The sequence below is a fragment of the Marinicella litoralis genome (genome assembly GCF_002591915.1).
GTDB lineage: Bacteria > Pseudomonadota > Gammaproteobacteria > Xanthomonadales > Marinicellaceae > Marinicella > Marinicella litoralis.
On the sequence record NZ_NIHB01000003.1, the window covers coordinates 199,470 to 222,532 of the forward strand.

20 protein-coding genes are annotated in these 23,063 nt (G+C 40.4%); 10 read left to right on the top strand and 10 right to left on the bottom strand.

The window, feature by feature from the left end:
• The first annotated feature begins 105 nt into the window (after positions 1-105).
• Genes CCS90_RS15215 through CCS90_RS11100 form a run of 4 tightly spaced genes read left to right on the top strand, consistent with a single transcriptional unit; the run spans position 106 to position 3,922 of the window.
• Positions 106-360 carry a hypothetical protein gene (locus tag CCS90_RS15215; protein WP_133566526.1) on the top strand — a complete coding sequence of 85 codons (255 nt, stop codon included), beginning with the start codon at positions 106-108 and terminating at the stop codon, positions 358-360.
• Positions 357-1,322: an OmpA family protein gene (locus CCS90_RS11090; protein WP_099019622.1), complete on the top strand. Its 966-nt coding sequence runs from the start codon at positions 357-359 to the stop codon at positions 1,320-1,322. Before CCS90_RS15215 ends, CCS90_RS11090 begins: the two co-directional genes overlap by 4 nt.
• A 14-nt stretch (positions 1,323-1,336) precedes the next feature.
• Positions 1,337-2,713 carry a pyridoxal-phosphate dependent enzyme gene (locus CCS90_RS11095; RefSeq protein ID WP_099019623.1) on the top strand — a complete coding sequence of 459 codons (1,377 nt, stop codon included), beginning with the start codon at positions 1,337-1,339 and terminating at the stop codon, positions 2,711-2,713.
• Between the two features lie 30 nt (positions 2,714-2,743).
• Positions 2,744-3,922: a trans-sulfuration enzyme family protein gene (locus CCS90_RS11100; protein WP_211337058.1), complete on the top strand. Its 1,179-nt coding sequence runs from the start codon at positions 2,744-2,746 to the stop codon at positions 3,920-3,922.
• A 547-nt stretch (positions 3,923-4,469) separates the two neighbouring features.
• On the opposite strand, the gene uvrC is transcribed toward CCS90_RS11100, so the two are convergent.
• From uvrC to CCS90_RS11130, 6 genes are read right to left on the bottom strand one after another with little or no spacing between them, the layout of a single operon-like run.
• On the bottom strand, positions 4,470-6,290 hold the full coding sequence (gene uvrC / locus CCS90_RS11105) for an excinuclease ABC subunit UvrC (RefSeq protein ID WP_162846889.1): 1,821 nt from the start codon (positions 6,288-6,290) through the stop codon (positions 4,470-4,472).
• Between the two features lie 22 nt (positions 6,291-6,312).
• Positions 6,313-6,726, bottom strand: coding sequence for a molybdenum cofactor biosynthesis protein MoaE (locus CCS90_RS11110; RefSeq protein WP_099019626.1), 414 nt, complete (start codon positions 6,724-6,726; stop codon positions 6,313-6,315).
• 6 nt (positions 6,727-6,732) lie between these two features.
• Positions 6,733-6,972, bottom strand: a complete 240-nt coding sequence (locus tag CCS90_RS11115) for a MoaD/ThiS family protein (RefSeq protein WP_099019627.1) — start codon at positions 6,970-6,972, stop codon at positions 6,733-6,735.
• Entirely contained in the window at positions 6,969-7,454 is a 486-nt protein-coding gene (gene moaC / locus CCS90_RS11120; protein WP_099019628.1) for a cyclic pyranopterin monophosphate synthase MoaC, read from the bottom strand. Before moaC ends, CCS90_RS11115 begins: the two co-directional genes overlap by 4 nt.
• Positions 7,455-7,456: 2 nt before the next feature.
• A complete protein-coding gene (gene moaA / locus CCS90_RS11125) occupies positions 7,457-8,464 on the bottom strand; it encodes a GTP 3',8-cyclase MoaA (protein ID WP_162846888.1) in 1,008 nt (335 codons plus the stop codon).
• Positions 8,457-9,122: a 3-deoxy-D-manno-octulosonic acid kinase gene (locus CCS90_RS11130; protein WP_162846887.1), complete on the bottom strand. Its 666-nt coding sequence runs from the start codon at positions 9,120-9,122 to the stop codon at positions 8,457-8,459. Before CCS90_RS11130 ends, moaA begins: the two co-directional genes overlap by 8 nt.
• Positions 9,123-9,205: 83 nt before the next feature.
• Between CCS90_RS11130 and CCS90_RS11135 the strand changes: the two genes are divergently transcribed.
• Positions 9,206-10,261 carry a glycosyltransferase family 9 protein gene (locus CCS90_RS11135; RefSeq protein WP_099019631.1) on the top strand — a complete coding sequence of 352 codons (1,056 nt, stop codon included), beginning with the start codon at positions 9,206-9,208 and terminating at the stop codon, positions 10,259-10,261.
• 17 nt (positions 10,262-10,278) lie between these two features.
• Here CCS90_RS11135 and CCS90_RS11140 read toward each other — a convergent pair whose 3' ends face one another.
• Positions 10,279-10,692: a Slp family lipoprotein gene (locus CCS90_RS11140; RefSeq protein WP_099019632.1), complete on the bottom strand. Its 414-nt coding sequence runs from the start codon at positions 10,690-10,692 to the stop codon at positions 10,279-10,281.
• Positions 10,693-10,783: 91 nt separating this feature from the next.
• Positions 10,784-11,038, bottom strand: coding sequence for a hypothetical protein (locus CCS90_RS11145; RefSeq protein ID WP_099019633.1), 255 nt, complete (start codon positions 11,036-11,038; stop codon positions 10,784-10,786).
• Between the two features lie 125 nt (positions 11,039-11,163).
• Between CCS90_RS11145 and recQ the strand changes: the two genes are divergently transcribed.
• From recQ to CCS90_RS11165, 4 genes are all read left to right on the top strand, one after another.
• The gene (recQ, locus tag CCS90_RS11150) at positions 11,164-13,278 is read left to right on the top strand and encodes a DNA helicase RecQ (protein WP_099019634.1); all 2,115 of its coding nucleotides are present in this window, start codon (positions 11,164-11,166) and stop codon (positions 13,276-13,278) included.
• A gap of 5 nt (positions 13,279-13,283) precedes the next feature.
• On the top strand, positions 13,284-14,240 hold the full coding sequence (locus tag CCS90_RS11155; RefSeq protein WP_099019635.1) for a DUF1835 domain-containing protein: 957 nt from the start codon (positions 13,284-13,286) through the stop codon (positions 14,238-14,240).
• Positions 14,237-14,680, top strand: a complete 444-nt coding sequence (locus tag CCS90_RS11160; protein WP_099019636.1) for an SRPBCC family protein — start codon at positions 14,237-14,239, stop codon at positions 14,678-14,680. Before CCS90_RS11155 ends, CCS90_RS11160 begins: the two co-directional genes overlap by 4 nt.
• A 222-nt stretch (positions 14,681-14,902) precedes the next feature.
• Positions 14,903-16,999 carry a diguanylate cyclase gene (locus CCS90_RS11165; RefSeq protein WP_133566525.1) on the top strand — a complete coding sequence of 699 codons (2,097 nt, stop codon included), beginning with the start codon at positions 14,903-14,905 and terminating at the stop codon, positions 16,997-16,999.
• A gap of 15 nt (positions 17,000-17,014) precedes the next feature.
• Here the strand turns inward: CCS90_RS11165 and CCS90_RS11170 are convergent, their stop codons facing one another.
• A complete protein-coding gene (locus tag CCS90_RS11170) occupies positions 17,015-17,983 on the bottom strand; it encodes a DUF1207 domain-containing protein (RefSeq protein WP_099019638.1) in 969 nt (322 codons plus the stop codon).
• 100 nt (positions 17,984-18,083) lie between these two features.
• On the bottom strand, positions 18,084-20,747 hold the full coding sequence (gene acnA / locus CCS90_RS11175; RefSeq protein WP_099019639.1) for an aconitate hydratase AcnA: 2,664 nt from the start codon (positions 20,745-20,747) through the stop codon (positions 18,084-18,086).
• Between the two features lie 365 nt (positions 20,748-21,112).
• On the opposite strand from acnA, the gene CCS90_RS11180 reads away from it, so the two are divergent.
• Complete coding sequence (locus CCS90_RS11180; protein ID WP_099019640.1) at positions 21,113-23,053, top strand: choice-of-anchor X domain-containing protein; 1,941 nt, start codon at positions 21,113-21,115, stop codon at positions 23,051-23,053.
• Positions 23,054-23,063: the final 10 nt, after the last annotated feature.

Genomic DNA, 23,063 nt, shown 5'->3' on the forward strand with positions numbered 1-23,063 from the left:
TCAATCCTGTTGTTTTTGACCGCATTCTCATGCGTTGGTTTAACTGCCAAGTATAAGATTGACAAAAATACGTATTTTAAATTGGAAGCAGATGTTAAACAAATCATGTCATCACCAGTGGCAGACGCGGCTCCATTAGAGATTAAATTTATTCAAGAAAAACTGCAATTGGCCAAAAAAGCCAAGGCAGATCGCAAGAAAAAATTAGAAGCTCAATACACCGAACAAATTTATGCTGACATTGAAATTGCTAAATTACGGGCTGAATTAAATCAACTGAATGATGTGTTGTTGAATAAAAGAGATCAAGTGTCGTCAGCCCAAGTTTATTTATCTGAGCTTTTGGAGCGTATGCAATGAACAGAGTTTGGTTGATGCTGTTACTGAGCTTTTCGTTTTCAGTTGATGCGGCAAAAAAGAATTTAGAATTGGAAGCATTGCGGATTGAATACGACAATTTCATCACTGATAACAAATACAAACCATTCGCTCAATCCCAAAAAGCGAAAGCCAAAGCTGCCATAGAGAAACTCTATTCACAACGCGGTAGGGTAAAAGAGCATGCTGTGTATATGGCCAGACATCAGTTAAACAGCGCCAAGATGATGGCTGAAATTGGGTATTTAAAACAACAAATTACGGCAGAAGATGAAAAACTAGATCAACTGAATATTGAAACACTCAAAGCAGATGCTGCTGTGGCACGTTGGGAAGCTGATAAAGCGCAATTGTTGTTGAGCTTACAGGCTGAAGAGGTTGAGCGCGAGCGCAGAGAAAAACAAAAAGCCTTAGAGTTAGTGACCCAAAAAACCAATGAAGCTGAATCGACTCAAATCGAGTTGCAAGCCGCTAAAAATTATGCCAAAGCACAGGAAAAAGTAGCAGAACTTGCCAAGCAAGAAGCCGATTTGGCATTTGAGGAAATTGATTCTTTGCGCAGGCAGCTAGAATCATTGGCCGCAAGAGAAACGGTTGATGGTTTAGTTATGACTTTGGGTGACTTTGTTTTTGATTCGGCCTCAGCCAATATCAAACAAGGTGCCGTGGATAACTTTCACAAAGTGCTTGAGTTCATTGATGGTTATCCTGGCAGGTCCATTCGCATCGAAGGTCACACAGACTCCTCAGGCAGTGAGTCGTTCAATTTAAACCTATCACAAAAACGGGCTGAGGCTGTCAAAGCGTTGTTGGCTGAATATGGCATTGATCCTTTGAGAATTGAAGCCATTGGCATGGGTGAATCAATACCTGTTGCTGATAACAGCAGTGAAGCTGGTAAAGCCAAAAACCGTCGTGTAGACATCATCATCTTAAACAACTGAATTTAAGGAAAAATATGCAAGTAGTGAATTCTGTGCTGGACCTGATTGGTCGCACACCTATGGTTAAAGTCAATCATTTAGACACCGGTCTATGTAACCTATACCTCAAACTGGAAAACATGAATCCAGGGGGGTCCATCAAAGACCGCATTGGAATGTCAATGATTGAAGAGGCTGAGAAAGCCGGTCATATTAAACCCGGTGATACTTTGGTAGAAGGAACTGCAGGCAATACTGGGATTGGTTTGGCTTTGGTGGCAGCTCAAAAAGGCTATAAATTAATTCTGGTTATCCCAGATAAGATGAGTAAAGAAAAGATATTTAACCTCAAAGCCATGGGTGCTGAGATTGTTTTAACCCGATCTGATGTGGCCAAAGGACATCCGCAATATTATCAAGATTTAGCTGCATCGATTGCTGAAGAAACGCCGGGCAGTTATTTTATCAATCAATTTGCCAACCCCAATAATCCAAAAGCGCATTATCAAACCACGGCTCCAGAAATTTTTGAACAATTGAATGATCATGTAGATGCCATAGTATTTGGAGTAGGTTCAAGTGGTACAGTGACTGGATTAAGCCAATATGTCAAAGAACATCATCCAAGAACCGAATTAATTTTGGCCGATCCTGTTGGCAGTATTTTGGCTCAATACATCAATGAAGGTGTGCTCAGTGAGGACAGTGGCAGTTGGAAAGTTGAGGGCATTGGGGAGGATTTCTTGCCCAGTATCAGTGATTTTACCCATGTGACCAAAGCTTACGCGGTCAGTGATGCTGAAAGTTTCGCAGCAGGTCGTGAACTGTTGTGTAAAGAAGGTATTTTGGGTGGGTCATCAACCGGTACTTTGATGCAAGCGGCTTTGCGGTATTGTCAAGAAGCCACAGAAGCAAAAAACGTGGTTGTTTTTGTTTGTGATACAGGTAATAAATACCTGTCTAAAATGTACAATGACTATTGGATGATGGACAATGGGTACATCGAAACCAAACAATATGGCGACCTGCGTGATTTAATTTCAAGGCCCTATCAATCCAATGACACCATAGTGATGCGGCCCAGTGAAACACTGGCAACGGTCTATCAACGCATGAAATTATATGATGTTTCACAAATGCCCGTGATGGATGGTGATGAAATCGTTGGCATCATTGATGAGTCTGATGTCTTGATGAAAGTATTCGATAATGCCAAAGCGTTTGAACTGTCTGTTGATACCGCGATGACCAGTAATTTGGAGTTTTTACCGGTCAGTACCCCATTGGATCAGTTGATGCCTATTTTTGATGAAGGCAAAGTGGCTATTGTGAAACAAAATGATCAGTTCTTGGGTTTAATTACCCGCATAGATTTATTGAATTACTTGCGACGTGTCGATCAAAACCAATAATTCCAATGCTTTCGCCAAACGGCAATCAAATTGAATAACAACGAATATAAAAAAAATAAAAAATACCAAGGTTTGCAAACCAAAGCCATCCATGCAGGACAATTTGTGGATGAGTCAACAGGTGCTGTCATGCCTCCTATATACACTTCTTCTACCTATGTGCAAAGCAGTCCAGGAAAGCACCAAGGATTTGAATATTCAAGATCACATAACCCAACCCGGTTTGCTTATGAGCGTGCTGTGGCTGCGATGGAAAACGGCTCTCATGGATTTGCATTTGCCTCAGGTATGGCAGCCACATCAACCATCATTGAATTATTAGATTCAGGTGACCATGTCATCGCGATGGATGATTTGTATGGAGGAACCAATCGATTGTTTAGAATGGTGCGTCAAAGAACGGCCAATTTAGATTTTGATTATGTGGATTTAACGCAAGAAATAAACAACTTGATACAGTTTGTAAAACCCAATACCAAGATGATATGGGTTGAAACACCGACCAATCCGATGTTGAAAGTCGTCGACATTGAAAAAATAGTGACCTTTGCCAAACAGTATGGTCTATTGACCGTGGTTGATAACACTTTCGCTTCGCCGTATTTACAAAATCCATTGTCTATGGGCGTTGATTTAGTGATGCATTCTGCAACGAAATTCATCAATGGCCATTCAGATATGGTTGGTGGATTTGTGGCAGTGAATGACAATGAGCTTGCTGAACAAATGGGCTTCTTACAAAATTCAATTGGTGGAGTGGCTGGACCCTTTGACGCGTATTTGGCATTGCGTGGGTTTAAAACTTTGCCATTGCGCATGGAAAAGCACTGTCAAAATGCCCAAGCCATCGCAGAATGGTTAGAGAATGATCCGAGGGTAGAGCAGGTGATATACCCAGGGTTACCATCACATCCACAGCATGAACTGGCCAAAAAACAAATGCGTGGTTTTGGTGGCATCATAACGGTACTGATCAAAGGCGGGCTTGAAGAAACCACAAGCATGATGGAAAAATGTCATTTATTTGCTTTGGCAGAATCACTGGGCGGCATTGAATCCTTAATCAACCACCCGGCTATCATGACCCATGCATCAGTGCCCACTGAACAACGCGCGAAGATTGGCATCACTGATAACTTGGTGCGATTGTCCGTCGGCATTGAAGATGTAGAAGACTTGATTGCTGAATTGGATGTGGCATTGGGTTGATAGAAGGTTGTCATTCCGACCGAGCGTAGCGAGTGGAGGAATCTCCCACAGTTAACAAATGATCAATAAAAAGATTTTACTGACTATGGGGTACTTCGCAAATTGGAATCTGAGAAACATTGGCTTGTAGCGAAGGTGGGAAATTAAATTTGTATGTAACTGATGGTTTCATAAGTGAGAAAGTTATTTACCATGGGACTGGCAAGAAAGGAAAGTCAGTCATTCAATGTGACGATTGAATGTAACCATCAAAAAGTAAGGATTATCTGGTTACCAAATTAAGAAACATTCTGTGAGAATAAGGAAGTAAGAATTTCCAAGAACTGAATTCAATTTTTTTATTTATTAATGTTTGTACTGCGCAGGAATCTTTCAAATCGGAAAATCCATGATTCTAGGAACACACTTCGACAGGCTCAGCGACTTTGTTGAATTCGACCTTTCTCATTACGAGAACTGCGGGAGATTCATCGGCTCGCTTCGCTCACTCAGAATGACATGGTTGTTGGGGGATAGGTCACTTCGACTCCGCTCAGTGTACGGATGGTCATTTTGACTTAGGGTGCAAAAACTCATATATCACCAGTGCCATCTTATCGCTGATACCTGAAACCATCTTGATTTCATCCATACTGGCTTTATTCAAGCCTTGGATGCCGCCGAAGTGTTTGAGTAATTGGTTGCGGCGCTTGGCACCAATACCTGGGATGTTTTCTAGGGTTGAGGTGTTTCTGGATTTTTTGAAGGCTTTGCGGTGGCTTTTGATGGCGAATCTGTGGGCTTCGTCGCGGATAAATTGAATCATCAGTGACAATAAGCCATGACTTTCTGGTTTGATGAATTGTTTGGTTTCAGGGATATAAATGCGTTCCTCGCCAGCGGTGCGATGATCGTCTTTAGTCACTCCTATCACTCGTATTTGGGTGATTTCATGTGCTTCTAAAATAGCCAATGCTTGATTGACTTGTCCTTTTCCGCCATCAATCACAAAGGCATCAGGGTAATCCAGTTTGCTTTTTGCAATACTGGCTAGGCGCTTTTCAATCACTTGGCGCATGGCTGCATAATCATCAGCGGCAGTGATGTTTACCATGATGTATTGTCGGTACTGTTTTTTAACAGCACCTTTGTTATCAAATACTACACAGGATGCTCGTGTGTGTTCTCCCATTTGATGGCTGATGTCGAAACACTCAACACGTTTGGGCTCTTGCTCAAAGCCTAAGTCTTTTTGCCACAAGGCCCATTTGTTTTGCCAGGTTTGGTATTTATTGCTTTTGACCGTTAATGCATTTTGCATGTTCTCTTCAGCTTGTTTTAACAGTTTTAAGCGGTTGCCTTTGGGTTTTGAAGTGATAAAGATCTTCTTGTTTTTTATTTCGGATAAAATATCAGTGATTTCACTTTTATTGCTGGGATCAATGTTGCATAAAAGGACGTCTGCTGTGATTTGGTCATCGTAATACAAGCCCAGAAATGCATACAGAAATTCATCCAGCGGGGTTTCTTTCGGTGTTGAAGGGTAGTGGTTGCGGTAGCCCATAAACTGGCCGTTACGGACGGTACCGACGGTGGCAATGTATAAATTATTTTGCACGGCCACTGCGATTAAATCAAAATTATCTTCTGCTTGAAGCTCGACAGTTTGTTTGGATTGAATCATGCGAATGGCTTTGATTTGATCTCTGATGTTGGCAGCTTCTTCGTATTGTTGGTTATCAGCGGCTTTTTGCATACCATTCATGAGTGATTCGACCACTTGATTGGATTTGCCTTCAATAAAATCAAATGTGTACTGTAATTGTTGTTGGTAATCTTGTTGACTCACCAAGCCGACACAAGGCGCTGTGCATCGATTGATTTGATGTTGTAAACATGGCCTTGAACGGTTTTGAAAAGTACTGTTGTTACACTGGCGCACTTTAAATACTTTTTGTAAAAAATGCAGTGAATTTCTGACATAGGCTGCGCTGGGATAGGGGCCAAAATACCTACCATTGCCATGTTTTTTACCTCGCCTGAATTCGATCAAAGGGTATTCGTCATCACCAGTAGAACAATAAATGTATGGGTAACTTTTTCCGTCTTTAAGTAATACATTGTATTTAGGACTGTGTTTTTTAATCAGTTGATTTTCTAACAGCAAAGCCTCTGCTTCAGAACGGGTGATGTGAAATGCCATGTGATCGATGGAAGCCACCAATGCCATGGTTTTATTGTCCTTGGCTTGGCCAGTGAAGTAACTGCCCACTCGATTTTTTAAAACCCGCGCTTTGCCTACATATATGACTTCTTTGTTGGCATCAAACATTTGATACACACCTGGCAATTTTGGTAAGTCTTTGACAAATTTTTGATGGTCAAACACAGTCAAGATCTCTTAATAGATTTCATAGATTGGCTTCAACCCAACCAGATTCACCGTTTTGATAAAACTCGTTTTTCCAAATGGGTACTTTTGCTTTGGTTTGATTCAAAATATATTCACAAGCTGCAAAAGCGGCTTTGCGATGATCTGAGGAAACACCTACCCAAATGGCCATGTCTCCAATGGCTAATCGACCCACACGATGACAACAATAGGCCAAGTTGATGTCGAATTTATTCATGGCATCTTGCATGATTGCATTGCCCACTTGAACAGCTAATTTTTCATGAGCCTCATAGTGTAGCTCAGTCACTTCTTTCTTTTGGTTGTGGTTTCGGACCCAACCTTCAAAAGCAACAAAACCACCGCTTTGGGGGTTAATGACTTTGGCTTTCAATGCCTCAGCTTCAAGAGGTTCAAGGCTTAATGTAAACATCTGTATTCAACCTCCCGAAGCTGGTGGAAAAAACCCAATCACATCCCCATCATTGACGACTTGTTGCCAGTCACAAAATGAGTCATTGATGATTGGCTTAATCACCTGAGTGTTGGGTTGTTTTTGATGTTGTTTGCACAACTGGTGATATATGTCATTAACTGTTACAGCGTCACTTTGCCATTCAATGGGGTGTTCACTGAATTCTGCTTTCAGCTTGCCATAGAATTCGATGGTTATTTTCATGTGGGTTTGTTTGAAAAGTCAGACTTTCCACCTGATTTATGGATGAGTTTGGTTTCTTCAATAACGATTTCATGGCTCATGGCTTTACACATATCGTAAACAGTTAATGCGGCCACACTGGCACCGGTCAAAGCTTCCATTTCAACCCCCGTTTTGGCCGTGATTTTACATTCACAAGTGATACTCAAGTCGCCTGAGTCACTGACTTCGATGTTTATCTTGCAGTTTTCGATGTTAATTGGGTGGCAAAATGGTATGAGTTCATGGGTTTTCTTGGCTGCCATTACACCTGCTATCACAGCAGTCTGAAAAACAGGCCCTTTTTTAGACTTGATTTCTCCGTCTATCAAGGCGGCTTTTACTTCAGCTGGTAATCTTACAGTGGTTTGAGCAATGGCCATCCTTTGGCTGCTGTTTTTGTGGCTGACATCAACCATTCGTGGGTTGTTGTTTTTATCAATGTGTGTCAATTGCTTCTCCATGTTTATCCTCCTATTACAAACATTTCAATCTTGTTTTTGTGCTTAGATTTGTTCTGTTTTCTTTGCATGGAATATTGGTCTGTCCTTTGTTGCCATATTTGAGACACTTTTTTTAACAGCACATCTGGCTGACCCATGAAAGGTTTGATGTCATGGCCTTTGTCGCTGAATAAACAAGTGTACACGGCGCCTTTGGCACTGAGCCTGGCACGGTTACAGTCCATGCAAAATGGTTGGCTGATGGATGATATCATGCCAAACTCACCTTGCCCGTCATCGAAACGGAATCGATTGGCCACTTCACCAAGGTGTTTGGCTGGCAGTGCAGTGAAGGGCCATTGTTTGCTGATGCGTTGTTTGGCAATTTCAGATTCTACAACTTGGTCTGCTTGCCAACCATTGATGTTTCCAACATCCATAAACTCAATAAATCGAACTTCAACCCCCGTGCCCCTGAATAATTTCAGCAGAGGGATGATTTGATTTTCATTGATGCCTTTTTGAATCACACAATTGACTTTGACTTTTTTTAAACCAGAAAAGCTGCATTGATGAATGGTGTCAATGATTTCGCTGACTGAAAATTGTGTGCCTGTTATGGACTCGAAAAGGCTTTGTTCAATGGCGTCCATACTGACGGTTATGCGGTCTAATCCAGCAGCAAGCAAATCCGGTAAAATGGGCGGTAACAACGCGCCATTGGTGGTTAAGGCCACTTCTTCAATGCCACTTATATTCTTGATGTCTTGAATCAATGTTGGTAGGTTTTTTCTTAACAGCGGTTCACCACCAGTCAATCGAATTTTGTTAACGCCACAAGCTGCAAATGCTTTGATGGTGGCAATGATTTCTGCAAAACTTAAGTGACTTTCTGCTTTGCTTTGCTGCCTCATAACATCAACATGTTCAGCAGGTAAACAATAGGTACATCGAAATTGACAGCGATCAGTCAGCGAAATCCTTAAGTCTTTTATCGGACGGTTGAGTTGATCTGTTACTGTTTCATGCATGGTATCCATCCATCAAGATTTGCCATTGGTTTTTCAAAGCATGGTCGCAGCTTTGCTGGGTGACTTTCTCAATAGACCGTTTTAACCGCAGTAAATTGTTTTTTTGCCAACCAGCATGGGTACGACGTATGTCGCCCTTGTCGAAATCAATCAAGTATACTTTGTTCTTCATCAGTAAGATGTTATGCGCATTCAGGTCAGAATGATATATGCCATTGGCATGAAATTTAGCAATGGTATGACCAATATTACGCCACATTTCATTGTCATTTGTTTTTAATAAGGCTTGGGCAAAAGTTTGGTCATGTAAAATATTTTCCATGATCAAGTCGTTTTGATAAAACAAACCTTTTTTAATAACCATTGCAGCAATTGGTTTTGGGCTGGGTAACCCCATTTCCTGAAGTTGATTCAAAAGCGTAAACTCTTTAACTGCTCGCGTGTTGTTGAGTCCTGTCCACAAATAACTGTCACGATTGATTTTTGCATACAATCCGCCTCGCAAATAGTGCCTTAACACCCACTTACCCCATTCTGATTTAATGGTCCAAGCTGTACCTCGTCCTGAATTGGCACCTAATAAACGTCCAAGATTCAGCCAATAATCTTGCTTAAACCAATTCACATTCACATGTTCACTGATCTCAGGTGTGCTCATAATCCACTGATTTTTATTCTGCTTAATTTGCAAGCTAGTTAGGCCTTCAATGATAGAATGTTTCATTTTAAATGATTTAATCGATGACAACAAACCATCATCTGGCTCCAACTTCAATTTGTCTGTTTCGTCTGTCTGCAATCGGTGATGCCACTCATGTCATTCCTGTTATAAAAACCCTGCAAAACAAATATCCAGACTGTCCAATCACATGGTTGATCGGAAAACTTGAATACAAACTACTTAAGGGGCTGCCAGGTGTTGAATTTATTATTTATGATAAAAGTGCAGGTTGGTCTGGCATCCAACAAATGCGAAAGCAATTAAAGGGGCGTCAATTTGATGTGATGCTACTGATGCAGCTTTCGTTCAGAGCCAATTTTGTGTCATGGTTCATTAAGGCCAAAAGAAGAATTGGTTTTGACAATCGCAGGGCCAAGGAAGGTCATCGTTTGGTGATCAATGAACAAATTCCATATTTGCAAAATTGTCATGTGTTAGACGGATTTATGCAGTTTGCTGAGTACTTGGGTTGTGATGAAAAAATCATGAACTGGGACTTACCTGTCAATGTTGAAGATCAAAAATTGGCCGATAAGGTGCTCAGTAAAAGCAAAAAAAATGTGGTGATTAGTCCATGTTCAAGTCATGAGTTGAGAAATTGGTCGGTGGCAAAGTATGGTGAATTGATTCAGTGTCTGGTCAAGGAGTATCAAGTCAATGTGATTTTAACTGGCAGTCCATCGCCCAAGGAGAAGGCGTTTATAGCAAGTATAGAACGTGCCAGTGGTTGTGCTGTAAAGAACATGGCTGGTCAAGACACCTTGAAGCAATTGTGGTGCCTTTTAAAAGGGGCTGATTTGGTGGTTTCTCCTGATTCAGGGCCATTACATATGGCAGGCAGCGTTAAAACACCAGTGATAGGTTTGTTGGCTGCCAGTAATTATAAACGCTCTGGTTCTTATCAATTTCCAGAGCTGACCGTTGATAAATACCCGCAAGCATGTCATCTGTTCTTAAATAAGTCCGTCAACGAAGTTAAGTGGGGAACCAAAACAGAATTCCCAGGAGCCATGGATCTGATTACAATTGAGGATGTTTTGAATGCAGTCAATAGGGTGTTGGTAAAAGGCAAATAAAATCAATTGGTTTTGAATCACCAAACATAGATGACTTGAGCGTCTACCAGTGGGTATGGGTAAGTCATTTCATCAATTTTGCTGTTGACTATTTTTTTAACCGGTCCAGTCACAGTCACTGCTTTTTTTAAGAAAAACGCTGGCTCTAAAAATTTAGGTTTACAGGCAATGAACCTACCTTGGTCTACACGAATTCGTTTTGAAGGTCGAGCGAACTGATCCGGCACTTTGGCCATGATGGTTAAGCAACTGTGTGATTCTTTGTTTTCTACATCGACCACGAAGCCAGTCCACCTGACTTTAAGGTTTTTTATTGGGTTTTTTTGATAGGCTTCAGGACTGATGGCACTGAATTCACCGCGCAATGGTTTTGGTGGCTGTGAACTGCATGCTGTAAGTAAAGCCATAATAAGTAAACTGATTGTTTTCATTGCCGTATTTAATTTTTTTGATTCAAGTTGAAATTATTATCTCTGATTAACTTGAATATAAACTGAATTTTGGGTGTTTGGTATCAATTTATTAAGAAAAAATGCTGCCCAAACCAATAATAAATGTCACAAACAAGCCAAGCATTAAACAAAATCCCATGAATTCAGTGCAAAATTGAAACACCAGTTTCATTTTGTCTGGAAATGTATGCCAAGCATAAACCAATGAAATCATTCCCAACAAAGGTAAAATCATATAAGTCAGCCATTGAGGGCAGATCATCATCAACATGATGCCAGAGACCAATCCGAAAAATGACAACAAGTGGTTATTTAAATAGCTCATAAATGTATCCTGGTTAACTGATGACTCCATTAAATTAGATACTTTTCGCAATTCATGAGAATGGATAAAAATATAGAATGCAATCAACTTGAACTATGGGAGTCTGATGGTTTAAAATCATTAGAATGGGTGCAGCTAAAAACATATTAAAAGAAGTCTTTGGGTACGGTGAATTTCGCAATCAGCAGGAAGACATTGTAAACACCATTGTGTCAGGTAAGGATGCCTTGGTCTTGATGCCAACTGGTGGCGGTAAATCACTTTGTTACCAAATACCGGCCATGGTACGAACAGGCGTTGGCGTTGTGGTTTCACCACTGATTGCATTGATGCAAGACCAAGTCAGCGCACTCAAACAATTGGGGGTTAAAGCGGCATACATTAATTCAACGCTCTCTGCCAGCGAAGAGGCCATGGTCAAACAACAAGCTCGATCAGGCGAGCTGGATATGCTATACCTTTCACCAGAAAGATTGGTAGGTGAGGAGACTCAAGAATTTTTACAGTCGATTGAAGTTTCTTTGTTTGCCATTGATGAAGCTCATTGTGTGTCCCAATGGGGACATGATTTCCGAAAAGAATACCAGAAACTTTCTATGTTACACCAAAAGTTTCCAGGCATTCCGCGAATTGCATTGACTGCTACGGCTGATCAAAAAGTCAGGTCTGAAATCATCAAAGAGTTACAGCTTGAAGACGCTGAGATTTATATATCAAGTTTTGATCGTCCCAATATCACCTATTCAATTGAGGAACAAGAAAACGGTAAGCAGCAGTTGTGGCGATTCATTAAAGACAATCATGCCAATGATGCAGGAATTGTTTACTGCCTGTCTCGCAGAAAGGTAGAAAATGTAGCAGAATTTTTAAAAAGCAAAGGCCGCAAAGCCTTGCCTTATCATGCTGGGTTATCTAATAGAGTCAGGGAATCAAACCAACAAAAATTTTTGATGGAAGACGGTGTCATTATTGTTGCCACCATTGCATTTGGGATGGGAATTGACAAACCGGATGTCAGGTTTGTGGCTCATTTCAGTATGCCTAAAAATATTGAATCATATTATCAGGAAACAGGCAGGGCGGGCAGGGATGGTCATCCATCGAATGCGTGGATGGCCTATAACTACCAAGACGTGGTGATGCAACGACAATTTATCAAAGACTCAGATGCCGGTGATGAACACAAAACGATTCTGCACAACAAATTAGATTCACTGGTGGATTTATGTGAGCAATTGGAGTGCCGCAGACAAACCTTGTTACGCTATTTTGAAGAGACTTTACCAGAACCTTGCGGTAACTGTGATAACTGCCTTAACCCGCCTGAAAAAATTGATGCCACCAAAGAAGCACAAATGGCATTGTCAGCGGCATACAGAACAGAGCAACAGTTTGGCATCATGTATTTGATTGATGTGTTATTGGGTAATGATGCCGATGAACGTGTGGTTGAATTAAAGCATAACAAACTCAATGTATTTGGTTTGGGTAAAGAACATGTGAAAACTTGGTGGCGAAGACTTTACCGCCAATTAATCAGTCAGGCCTATCTTGATGTTGACAGTGAATTTGGTTCTTTGAAATTGACAGAAAAAGCCAAGCCGATTCTACAAGGCGAAGAGTCATTCTATTTGCGAGATGTGGTTAAAGCCAAAAATAAAAGCAAGAAAGCCGAAGAAGTCGATTTAGGGCGTCATGATATCATTTTATGGGAAGCCCTTAAAAAACTCAGGACTGATTTAGCTTCTGACCAAGGGGTTCCGCCTTACGTGATTTTTAGTGATGCCTCTTTATTAGAAATGGTCAGGAAAAGACCTGTTGAGGGTGAAAAATTCATGTACATTTCAGGAGTTGGTGAATATAAGCTGGCTAAATATGGTGAAGTTTTCATTCAGGTTATTAAAGACAATCCATTGCCATCTAAATTAGATAACCGCTTGGATGAAGAGGTGAATGTATCGCTGGATCATTTTCTTGAACATCAATCGGTTGAAAAGGTGGCAGAAGTATTGGGTATCAATGTGAATACAGTTTATATGCATTTATCAAAAGCCATTGCTATAGGTTTGGTTGATAAGAAAGATGTTACTGGCCTAGAAGACGGAGACATTGATTACATCATACAAATGGCGGAAATGACTGGCTACTTGGAAGATAAGAAAATGAAGCCAGTATTTGATGCACTTGATGGCATGTATGATTATGGTACTTTGCGTTGTGTATTGGCAGAGCTTGAATAATTCATGTGAAAAGCACACTTCATATCACCAATGGAGATGCTGCAGTCAATGCCATGAAAGAGGCTGGAATTACCGGTGATTTTTTACCTTGGAGGGATGCACTGCATATTGGGCCAGTGCCTTCTGATCAAACACCACCAGTTTTAGATCAAATCAGAATCAACTTCATGGTCGAATCGGGCTGGGGAAGTAGGATATCAATCACCAAAAAGTTTTCCGACAGAAAGGTTGTGATGGATCAATTGGTTGATTACCAAAAAATATATTTGTGGTTTGAGCATGATCTGTATGATCAATTACAACTGCTGCAAGTATTACATTGGATTGAATTGGTTCCAAATGCCATAGATCGAGTCAATTTAATTGTCACCGATTTGTATTTGGGTTCGGCATCTGACGATGAACTTCATGATTTATTCCGATTCAGTGAACCACTGACTGACCCACATATGCAGACTGCACAGCAATATTGGTTGGCCTTTACCAGCAGTCAACCTCATTGGTTGACCTCTGTTGAGCCAAGTGAACTGTTTCCATTTATGTCTGATGCTTTTAACAGGTTATGTCTTGAATACCCATCTGTTTGCAATGGCTTGAATTTTGTTCAAACTGCCGTCTTACAATTGCTCTCAAAGCCCATGAATGGTGCATCATTGTTTGCTTGTTATCAAACAACTGAAGAAGCCCCGTTTTTGGGTGACATGATTTTTTGGCAATTTGTGGAGACAATGTGTAACTCCAAAAATCCTTTGGTCTATATATTGAATGATGAAGAAGACATTGCAATGGATAAAAAGATTTTCAGTAGAACATCTTTGGGATCTGAGGTGTTGAATCATCAAAAACACCTGCTAAGCAATGGATGGCAAGATTGTTGGATTGGTGGGGTTCAGTTAATTAAAAGGTGCATTTGGTGCTATGATACAGAAGAAAATCAGTTCAAACTATGGGAGGGACAATGAAGTTCCAAAACAAAATTACAATTAATGTTCCATTGTTTCATTGCATTCAGCTGTTAGATGATCCTGAAAATATGCCACATTGGCAAAAAGGATTGTTGTCTTACGAAATACTCAGTGATGATCCAAGGAAGGTGGGCGCTCAAATGAAGCTGAATTACAAGATGGGCAAGCGCGAGATTGAGATGATTGAAACCATTGTTGATTATTCAATGCCCAATCATTTTTCAGCGACTTATGAAACCAAGGGTGTGTGGAATTTGGTTGAAAATCATTTCACTGAAAATCTCCAAGGAAATACCGTATGGGAATCTAATTGTGAATTTAAATTTTCTGGCATCATGAAGCTGATGTCATGGTTTATGCCTAAATCGATGTTTCAAAAAGAATCATGCCAATACCTAATTGATTTTAAAGATTTTGCTGAACAATCTATTGGATAAGTTGGGACAATGGGTAATCAATTTGTTTGATATGTTTCAGATCCATTCATATTAAAATAAACAAGTGAAATTTACTGAATAAATCGTTAAAATAATTAAATCACAATCGGGTTGGCAGAATCAGTTAAGTGAAATTAAGGGGAAAGCATTATTTTAGATAACAAGTTAAGCAGCCAAATTATTTTTGCAGTCTTTATTGGCTCTGTTGCTGCCTTTGTTAACTTGTTTAGATTGCCTTTGTTTTTTGAGGCAGAGTTTGTTTTTGGTCAATTTGTTGTTTTATTGCTTGCGGTGTATCGTGGCCCCATAATGGGTTTGGTGGCCAGCTCATTGGCTTCACTCCCATTGGTTTTGGCATGGGGCAGCTTTTGGTCTACTTTGACTTTTGGTTTAGAAGCCGTTTTTATAGGCTTGCTTTGTAAAAACAAACGTTCTAACATTGTTTTAACAGTTATCGCTTATTGGTTGTTTATTGGGATGCCCATTTCTTGGTATTCTATTTCTCAATATGAGGACTTTCTGGATTCTCATCGGACCACCATACTGATTAAACAATTAGCCAATGGCATTTTGTATGCCCATTTAGCGGCATTGTTATTGCCATTATCGCCAGTGAGCCGTTTTTTTTCCCTTGCCGGAAAAATCCGTGCACGTTCAATCAAAGAACAATCTTCTCATTTAATATCATCCCTACTGATTACCTTAGGTATCCTGTTTTTCTTCTACACTTTAAATCAAAATTTTAATAACTTCAGTGAAAAATTTGCGCAGTCTCATATAGCCAAGCACAATTCACTTGAATATCAACTTTCTTTGATTATGGAAGACAATCAAAAGGCCATTGCTGAATTGAAATACACCTTGGCTCGCGTTTGGGAGGATAAACAACAAAGGGGTGAAGTGTTGCTCGATTTTAATTCAAGGAATCCCTCATTTAAGACCATGGTTGTGGCCAATAAATCAGGGGATTTAATTAACTCATCGCCGCCTGAGTTGGTACAAAATGTCTTGAGTCAGAATGAATCCATCAATATAGCCGACAGGGATTATTTTAATCAGGTTATAGAAAACAGCCATGTTTACGTTTCACCAGGATTTGTTGGTCGAGGCTTTGGCAGAGATTTAATCGTGGCCGTGAGTACAGCAGTTCCTGCGGCCAATGATTCAACAAAAAACTTAGGTGTGGTTGAAGGGTCATTTGTGCTGACCTCTGAAAAGTCGCTGAAACAAGCCATTAACAATATGTCTGACTCTGTAGAAGCCGTGTTACTTGATCAAAATGATCAAGTGTTGATGTCCTCAGAAAAATTAAAGCTATTGTCCCTCAGTCCTTTTAAACTGGTTCCTGGAGTCAGTAAGTTCTATGACCATGACTTGGTCAACTTGGTTGATGGCAATGGAATCAAAAGTGATGAAGTTTATTATATTGAAGAATCAGTGTTTCATTGGGGTTGGAAATTAATAACGCTTAGAAATGAACAGGTACACGCATCGGTGATCGAAAAATCTTTGATCCTATTTGCTTTTTCAATTGTATTGGTGGTCTTGTTGTCATATCTATTTGCTTGGCTGATCAGTCACTCATGGTCATATTACATGCAAAAGTTGATTCAATTGATTGACCGCGGAGAAGATTTTGAAAAAGAATTGATTGAGTTTGAAGAAAATGATGAGTTGCCTGAAGAAATCAGCAAATTGTATCAGGAGATTAAAAGAAGTCGTTTAAAAATCACCAACATGAATCAAGTGTTACAAAATACTGTAGCAGAAAGAACCGAAAAACTACAGCTACTGAATACCAAGTTGAATGTCATGGCACGACAAGATGCATTGACAAAACTCGATAACAGAAGGGTGTTTAATGACAGCTTAAATGAGCTTTGGATTGAATGCCAAAGGGAGTTAATTCCACTGTCTATGTTAATCATAGATTTGGATTATTTTAAAAAAGTAAATGACACTTATGGACACCCAATTGGTGATCAAGTACTCATTTACCTGGGTAAAGAGTTGAGCCAATTTAAAACGGATGGTGTTAAATGTATTGCCAGATTAGGTGGTGAGGAGTTCTCTATGCTGATCAAAGGAATAGAGCATAAAGAATCTATTGAACTGGCAGAAAAAATAAGAAGTCATATTGCGGGACTTTCTATCTCAATTGGCACAGATAAATTCATTAATGTTACGGTATCAATTGGTGTTGCCAGTATTGATGCAACAAAATTCACTTCTTCAAAACTATACCAGTTGGCTGATAATGCTTTATATGAGGCCAAGCATTCTGGGCGAAACGCTGTGAAACACCTGGAACTTGACTGATCAGGCTTTCTGTCATCACCAGTTTTGCAAGAATGTTAATCCGGTAAAGGTTAAATCCTCTGTAAAGAACTGACCATAGGGTGAACGTCCGTCTTGGTATTCAAAAAGAATTTGAAAAGGTGTTTGAGTCCATTGTGATATTTCGATACCAGCACGCATATTGACATTGATATTCCAGTCAAAGGCACCCCATGACTTTAAATCGATTGCCCATATTGGTTTAACACCGTGCCAGTAATCTCCTTGAAATTGCCAGCCCAATTGCCACATGGCTTGATCTAAATTGCCAGGTTCAGATCGGGTAATGAATCCGACTCCAGCGTATAAGTCCCAATGATTGATGTTGGTTTGTGCAGTCCACTTAACCGCTTCAAAGGACAAGTTGATACGTTCCTGTAGATAGTTCTGGTTGTCTATGATGAATTCATCGCCTAAATGGGTGCTTTTATGGGTGTAGCTAAAACGCCAGTTCCAATGATCGAGAGATTGGACCAGTTCACCGCCGACAGAAAAATCAGTGTTGATTAAAGCACCTCCTCGATTATTACGTATATCAAGTTCATTGACATCAAATTGGGAGCGAATTTGACCAAATACATTGAAGCTTAATGGTCTACCCTCTGACCAATCAAAAGTGTTAATTGGATGGCGCATGCCTGCATTGAACAAGACTGCTTTTTTGGTGCCGCCTAGAAAATCAAGGTTGCCATAGCTGATAAAAAAGTTGGCTTCCCCTAAGTCTGCCATCAGTGACGGGAATGAACTTGGTTGCTTGGTGTGTTCATCGTGGGATGTTGTTGCTTTTGCAGCGTCAGTGCTGTCATTTGAGCGGTGGTTTATCTGATCAAAACAAGTCAGCCTTTCTGTGTTATTTGTTATTTTCTTACAAAGTTGTAATTGTTGGTAGATGTGGTCACTTGATGCACCTGATTTCGCAGAAACTAAGACCATTAGGGTAATTAATAGAGGTGCGATGTTTTTCATGAAATTCTATCTGTAGTCAATAAATAAAAAAAGGCAAGCGAATGATAAATCACTTGCCCTTAAATTGTCGAGCTTAAGTCTTTGGTATTGTTTAAATCAATTAAGAAGCTAAGTTTCTTAAAACATAATGCAAAATACCACCGTGGCGACAATATTCAACTTCCTTAGGAGTGTCAATTCTGACATCTACTTCGAATGAAACAGTGCTACCATCTTCACGGTGAACGGTGATTTGAGCTGTTTTACTTTCACCATTTTTCAAGCCGCTGACATCATATACTTCCTTACCAGTCAAATCATAGGTATCAGCGCTTTCACCGGCTTTAAATTGCAATGGAATGACTCCCATGCCTACCAAGTTAGAGCGGTGAATTCGTTCATAGCTTTGTACCAATACCGCTTTAACACCAAGTAAATTAGTACCTTTGGCTGCCCAATCTCTTGAAGAGCCTGTACCATATTCAGTGCCACCAATGACCAGCAATGGCGTGCCTTCTGCTTGGTATTTCATCGATGCATCAAAAATACTCATTTCTTCATTAGACGGTTGATGACGCGTCCACCCACCTTCAGTACCTGGTGCCAATTGATTGCGTAATCTGATGTTGGCAAATGTGCCGCGCATCATGACTTCATGATTACCACGACGAGAGCCGTATGAATTGAAATTGACTTTTGGAACGCCTTTTTCTTTCAAGTAACTTCCAGCTGGAGAATCCTCAGCAATGGCCCCGGCAGGTGAAATGTGGTCAGTTGTCACTGAATCACCCAGTTTAGCCAATACACGTGCCCCTGAAATGTTATCGATGGTACCCACTTCTAAAGTCATGCCATCAAAATAGGGTGGGTTTTTAATGTAGGTTGAATCTCCTTGCCAATCAAACAATTCTGACTCTGTGGTTTTGACGGCTTGCCAGTTTGCATCACCTTCAAATATTCCTTCGTACCCTTCAGAGAAACTGGTTTTTGAGACATTGTTTTGAATGGTGTCAGCAATCTCATGGTTGCTAGGCCAAATGTCCCTCAAATAAACTGGATTACCTTCTTGGTCTTCGCCCAATGAGTCATTTTGTAAATCAAAATCCATGGTGCCCGCTATGGCATAGGCCACAACCAGTGGTGGTGACGCCAAGAAATTCATTTGAATGTCAGCATGAATTCGACCTTCAAAGTTTCTGTTTCCAGATAACACTGAAGTGGCAATTAAATCATTGTCATTAATTGCTTTTGAAAGGGCAGGGTCCAAGGGACCGGAATTGCCGATACAAGTGGTACAGCCAAAGCCAACTACGTTGAAACCCAAAGTTTCCAGGTCATCCATTACTCCTGCTGCATTGAGGTAATGAGAAACCACTTTAGAGCCAGGTGCCAGTGAAGTTTTAACCCATGGTTTTACTTTTAAACCCTTGGCCGCGGCATTTCTGGCCAGCAAACCAGCGCCTAACATTACAGCCGGATTTGATGTGTTGGTGCAGGAGGTGATGGCAGCCACGGCGATGTTGCCATCAGTAAAATCATAATTTCCACGATCTGAAGATACTGCAACTGATTTAACGGCTCTGCCGTTTTCAAATTCTTTGAAATGCCTGTTGTAAGTTTCTTTGGCAACAGTCAATTCAATGCGGTCTTGCGGACGCTTAGGTCCTGAAATGCTTGGGACTACGGTGCTCATATCGAGTTCTAGAACTGCCGTGTATTCAGCATCTATGCTGTTTTCATCATGGAACATACCTTGTGCCTTGGCATAAGCTTCAACCAAATTTACTTGTTCTTCTGAGCGACCTGATAGTGTCAAGTACCTCAGTGATTCATTGTCTATAGGGAAGATACCACATGTGGCACCATATTCTGGAGCCATGTTGGCAATGGTTGCTCTGTCTGCCAATGGTAAATGTTGTAAGCCAGAACCGAAGAACTCAACAAATTTGCCAACCACACCATGTTCTCGCAACATGTCAACAACAGTCAAAACCAGGTCAGTGGCCGTTACACCTTCTTGCATTTTTCCTGTTAACTTAAAGCCGACAACTTGTGGAATCAGCATTGAAATGGCTTGGCCTAACATGGCAGCTTCTGCTTCGATTCCGCCAACACCCCAACCCAGTACGCCAATTCCGTTGATCATCGTGGTGTGTGAATCTGTTCCTACCACGGTATCAGGATAGGCCATCAATTCTCCATTTTTTTCAGCACCAAAAATAACTCGAGCCAAATACTCAAGGTTAACTTGGTGAACAATGCCGTTTCCTGGTGGTACGACTTTAAAGGTATCAAAGGCGGTTTGCCCCCACTTTAAAAATCCATAACGTTCCATGTTTCGTTGGAATTCAATCTGAGTGTTGATTTCTGCAGAATCCATGGTGCCATATTTATCTACTTGAATTGAATGATCAATTACCAATTCAGCAGGAGACAATGGGTTGATTTTTTGAACATCGCCACCCAATGCTTTCATGGCATCACGCATTGCTGCCAAATCAACCACGGCTGGTACACCTGTAAAGTCTTGTAATACCACACGTGATGGTGTGAATGCGATTTCGGTGGCAGGAGCGGCATTGGGGTCCCAATTACACAAAGCTTCGATGTCAGATACAGTGACATCAATGCCGTTTTCATTGCGTAATAAATTTTCTAGAAGAATTTTTAAACTGAATGGTAAACGACTGATGTCATGGGTTTCAGCTATTTTGGCCAAACTGAAATATTTATAAGATTTGTTATTGCAAGCCAGTTGCATGGCTGTTTTTAGCGTATCACTCATTGATAAACCCCTGTTGAAGGACCAGTTGATGTTGCCTGGTCGATTGGTTAAATTTAAAGCGCATATTATCGCATTTTTATGGCTAAAAATATAGCCATACCATTGCCTGAATTTAATGTTGAGCCAATGGCATAAATTATCCTGATTGTCTTTTTTTTCAATATCAATGATTTATCTCTTCTGTATTCAAACAAACGTTTGAAAAATAATTAAATTTATGTTATTTTTATTACCGGTTTGAATATGTCGATCCCTGTTTATAACCAATAAAAAATAATTTAATGGGGAAATCGAACCGATAAATAAGTCTTTAATGACCATTTATTTATTCAAGTCATTTAATTACAACAATAGAGGGTTTACTAATGAACAAACTAAAATTCATGGGCGTTACTGCGTCTATCATTCTCACATCAACCATCTCAGTGGCTGGACCAATTGCCAAGCAATTAGCCGGGCCTGCTGAGGAAATTGAATTGATGCAAAAAGCCAGTCCAGAATCATCTGCAATCGTATCTAAACATGCGATGATTTCCATTGATTTAAGCGAAAACGCTGAGGGTCAAATGGAGTGGAAAAATAATTTATTGATTGATGGTGACAACCCCAAGGTGTTGTTGTTTTCTCCAAACAGGGAAAACTGGCAGTTATCTGTTAGGGGCGTGGGATCGCAAAAAAGCAATCAGTCAATTGGGTTAGACTTTATTACCAGAGAAACTTCATTAGGCATGGGTTCTGAGCAATTTCCAGCCACTCAATTTGATTTGCAAAATTTAAAATCTGGACGATATGAATTTGCCGTCAGTGCTGATAAAAAAGAAGCTGCCAATGGGTATTTGCTAGTCAGCAGTGACAGTCCTTATCGTTTAAAATCATATGTCAGCTCAGCTGGACAATTGGTTGGTGATGTCATAAACCTCAATGCATTGGCATTTGATGATTCAGAATTTACTGTGGTTAAAAATGATTTGCAATTAATTCAGACCTCTTTTATGCGCATAACAGCTCCTGATGGGACCGTCAAAGAAGTTTCAATGTTTGATGATGGTTTAGAATTTGACAAGGCGGCATTTGATGGTGAATTTAACGGTAACTTCAAAGCTGAGCAAGCAGGATTGTACCAAGTTCAAGTGGTGACAAAAGGCATCACACCCTTCGGCAAACCATTTTTCCGAACAGCGGAACACATCATTCCAGTGATTCATTCAGATTTAGCATTGAGCAGTAAACAAGCGATAGGTGCATACACAAATCCACATAAGATTGATTTGAGTTTCGCGCTGGCTACAGCAGAAAAAGACCTGAAGCTTCGAGTTTTCGCAGAAGTTTGGGGCAGTAACAGTCATGCCAAAGAATTAACCTCTGTGTCATGGTTATCAACAATTGTTGATTTGAAAGATGGGCAGGTTCATTTGGAACTCGATGATCGTTGGTTGTTAAATAAAGGTGTTCAAGCACCGTATGAATTAAAAAATGTAAGGATTGAAGACACCAATCATTACATTTCAATGCTTGAAATCGATAGATTACCTCTTGCTTTACCTGGTATTTCCGAACAATCAAAAGCAAGTCATGACGGTGGGTTAACTGAGTCAATGTTAAAAGGAGTAAAACCTGAGTCATTGACTGCGGTAGATAAAGCAGCCGGTGGCAAATTAATGTTGGTTCACGGCTACTGTTCAGGCGATGCTTGGGGACCGGTTCAATACCAGTTCAGCAACAGTGTTAAATTCACCGATTTCAATCAAAATCGATCTCATGATGCATTTGCTCGTTTGATTGATTCTTATGGTGATAACTTCCCATCTTTTGGTGTTGTCGCACATTCACAAGGTGGGGCTGCGTCATTACATCTATATACTTACTACTGGAGTGGTTTGGACAATGCTGGCAGTGGTCGGTTGATTCAGTCTGTAGGTACACCTTATCAGGGTACGCCTTTGGCAGGTAACCTGGCATTGATTGGTGATATTTTTGGAGTAGGTTGTGGTTATAACAGTAATTTGACCACATCAGGAGCCAGTTCATGGTTGTCGGGTATTCCCACTTGGGCTCGAAATAAAGTGAACTATTACACCACTTCATTTACCGATAAATGGTGGCGTTATGATTATTGTAACATTGCGTCAGACCTGGTTTTGTCAGATCCCGAAGATGGCACCACTGAAAAATCCAGAGGACAATTGTCTGGTGCGGTGAACCGTGGTCACAGAACAGGCCAATGCCATACCGAAGGCATGAGAGACATGGCTCAAACACGTGACAGTGGAAGAAATGGTTCAATGAGTACAAATGCTGCCAGATAACTGATTACAT

Bases quoted from the DNA above. Each gene is read 5' to 3' on its own strand.
- CCS90_RS11110 (WP_099019626.1), bottom strand. From the start codon at position 6,726: ATGTTTACATTAAGCCTTGAACCTCTTGAAGCTGAGGCATTGAAAGCC.
- CCS90_RS11090 (WP_099019622.1), top strand. From the start codon at position 357: ATGAACAGAGTTTGGTTGATGCTGTTACTGAGCTTTTCGTTTTCAGTT.
- CCS90_RS11180 (WP_099019640.1), top strand. From the start codon at position 21,113: ATGAACAAACTAAAATTCATGGGCGTTACTGCGTCTATCATTCTCACA.
- CCS90_RS11135 (WP_099019631.1), top strand. From the start codon at position 9,206: ATGACAACAAACCATCATCTGGCTCCAACTTCAATTTGTCTGTTTCGT.
- CCS90_RS11115 (WP_099019627.1), bottom strand. From the start codon at position 6,972: ATGAAAATAACCATCGAATTCTATGGCAAGCTGAAAGCAGAATTCAGT.
- moaC (WP_099019628.1), bottom strand. From the start codon at position 7,454: ATGGAGAAGCAATTGACACACATTGATAAAAACAACAACCCACGAATG.
- acnA (WP_099019639.1), bottom strand. From the start codon at position 20,747: ATGAGTGATACGCTAAAAACAGCCATGCAACTGGCTTGCAATAACAAA.
- CCS90_RS15215 (WP_133566526.1), top strand. From the start codon at position 106: ATGTCATCACCAGTGGCAGACGCGGCTCCATTAGAGATTAAATTTATT.
- CCS90_RS11130 (WP_162846887.1), bottom strand. From the start codon at position 9,122: ATGAGCACACCTGAGATCAGTGAACATGTGAATGTGAATTGGTTTAAG.
- CCS90_RS11095 (WP_099019623.1), top strand. From the start codon at position 1,337: ATGCAAGTAGTGAATTCTGTGCTGGACCTGATTGGTCGCACACCTATG.
- CCS90_RS11160 (WP_099019636.1), top strand. From the start codon at position 14,237: ATGAAGTTCCAAAACAAAATTACAATTAATGTTCCATTGTTTCATTGC.
- recQ (WP_099019634.1), top strand. From the start codon at position 11,164: ATGGGTGCAGCTAAAAACATATTAAAAGAAGTCTTTGGGTACGGTGAA.
- CCS90_RS11170 (WP_099019638.1), bottom strand. From the start codon at position 17,983: ATGAAAAACATCGCACCTCTATTAATTACCCTAATGGTCTTAGTTTCT.
- CCS90_RS11145 (WP_099019633.1), bottom strand. From the start codon at position 11,038: ATGAGCTATTTAAATAACCACTTGTTGTCATTTTTCGGATTGGTCTCT.
- moaA (WP_162846888.1), bottom strand. From the start codon at position 8,464: ATGCATGAAACAGTAACAGATCAACTCAACCGTCCGATAAAAGACTTA.
- CCS90_RS11140 (WP_099019632.1), bottom strand. From the start codon at position 10,692: ATGAAAACAATCAGTTTACTTATTATGGCTTTACTTACAGCATGCAGT.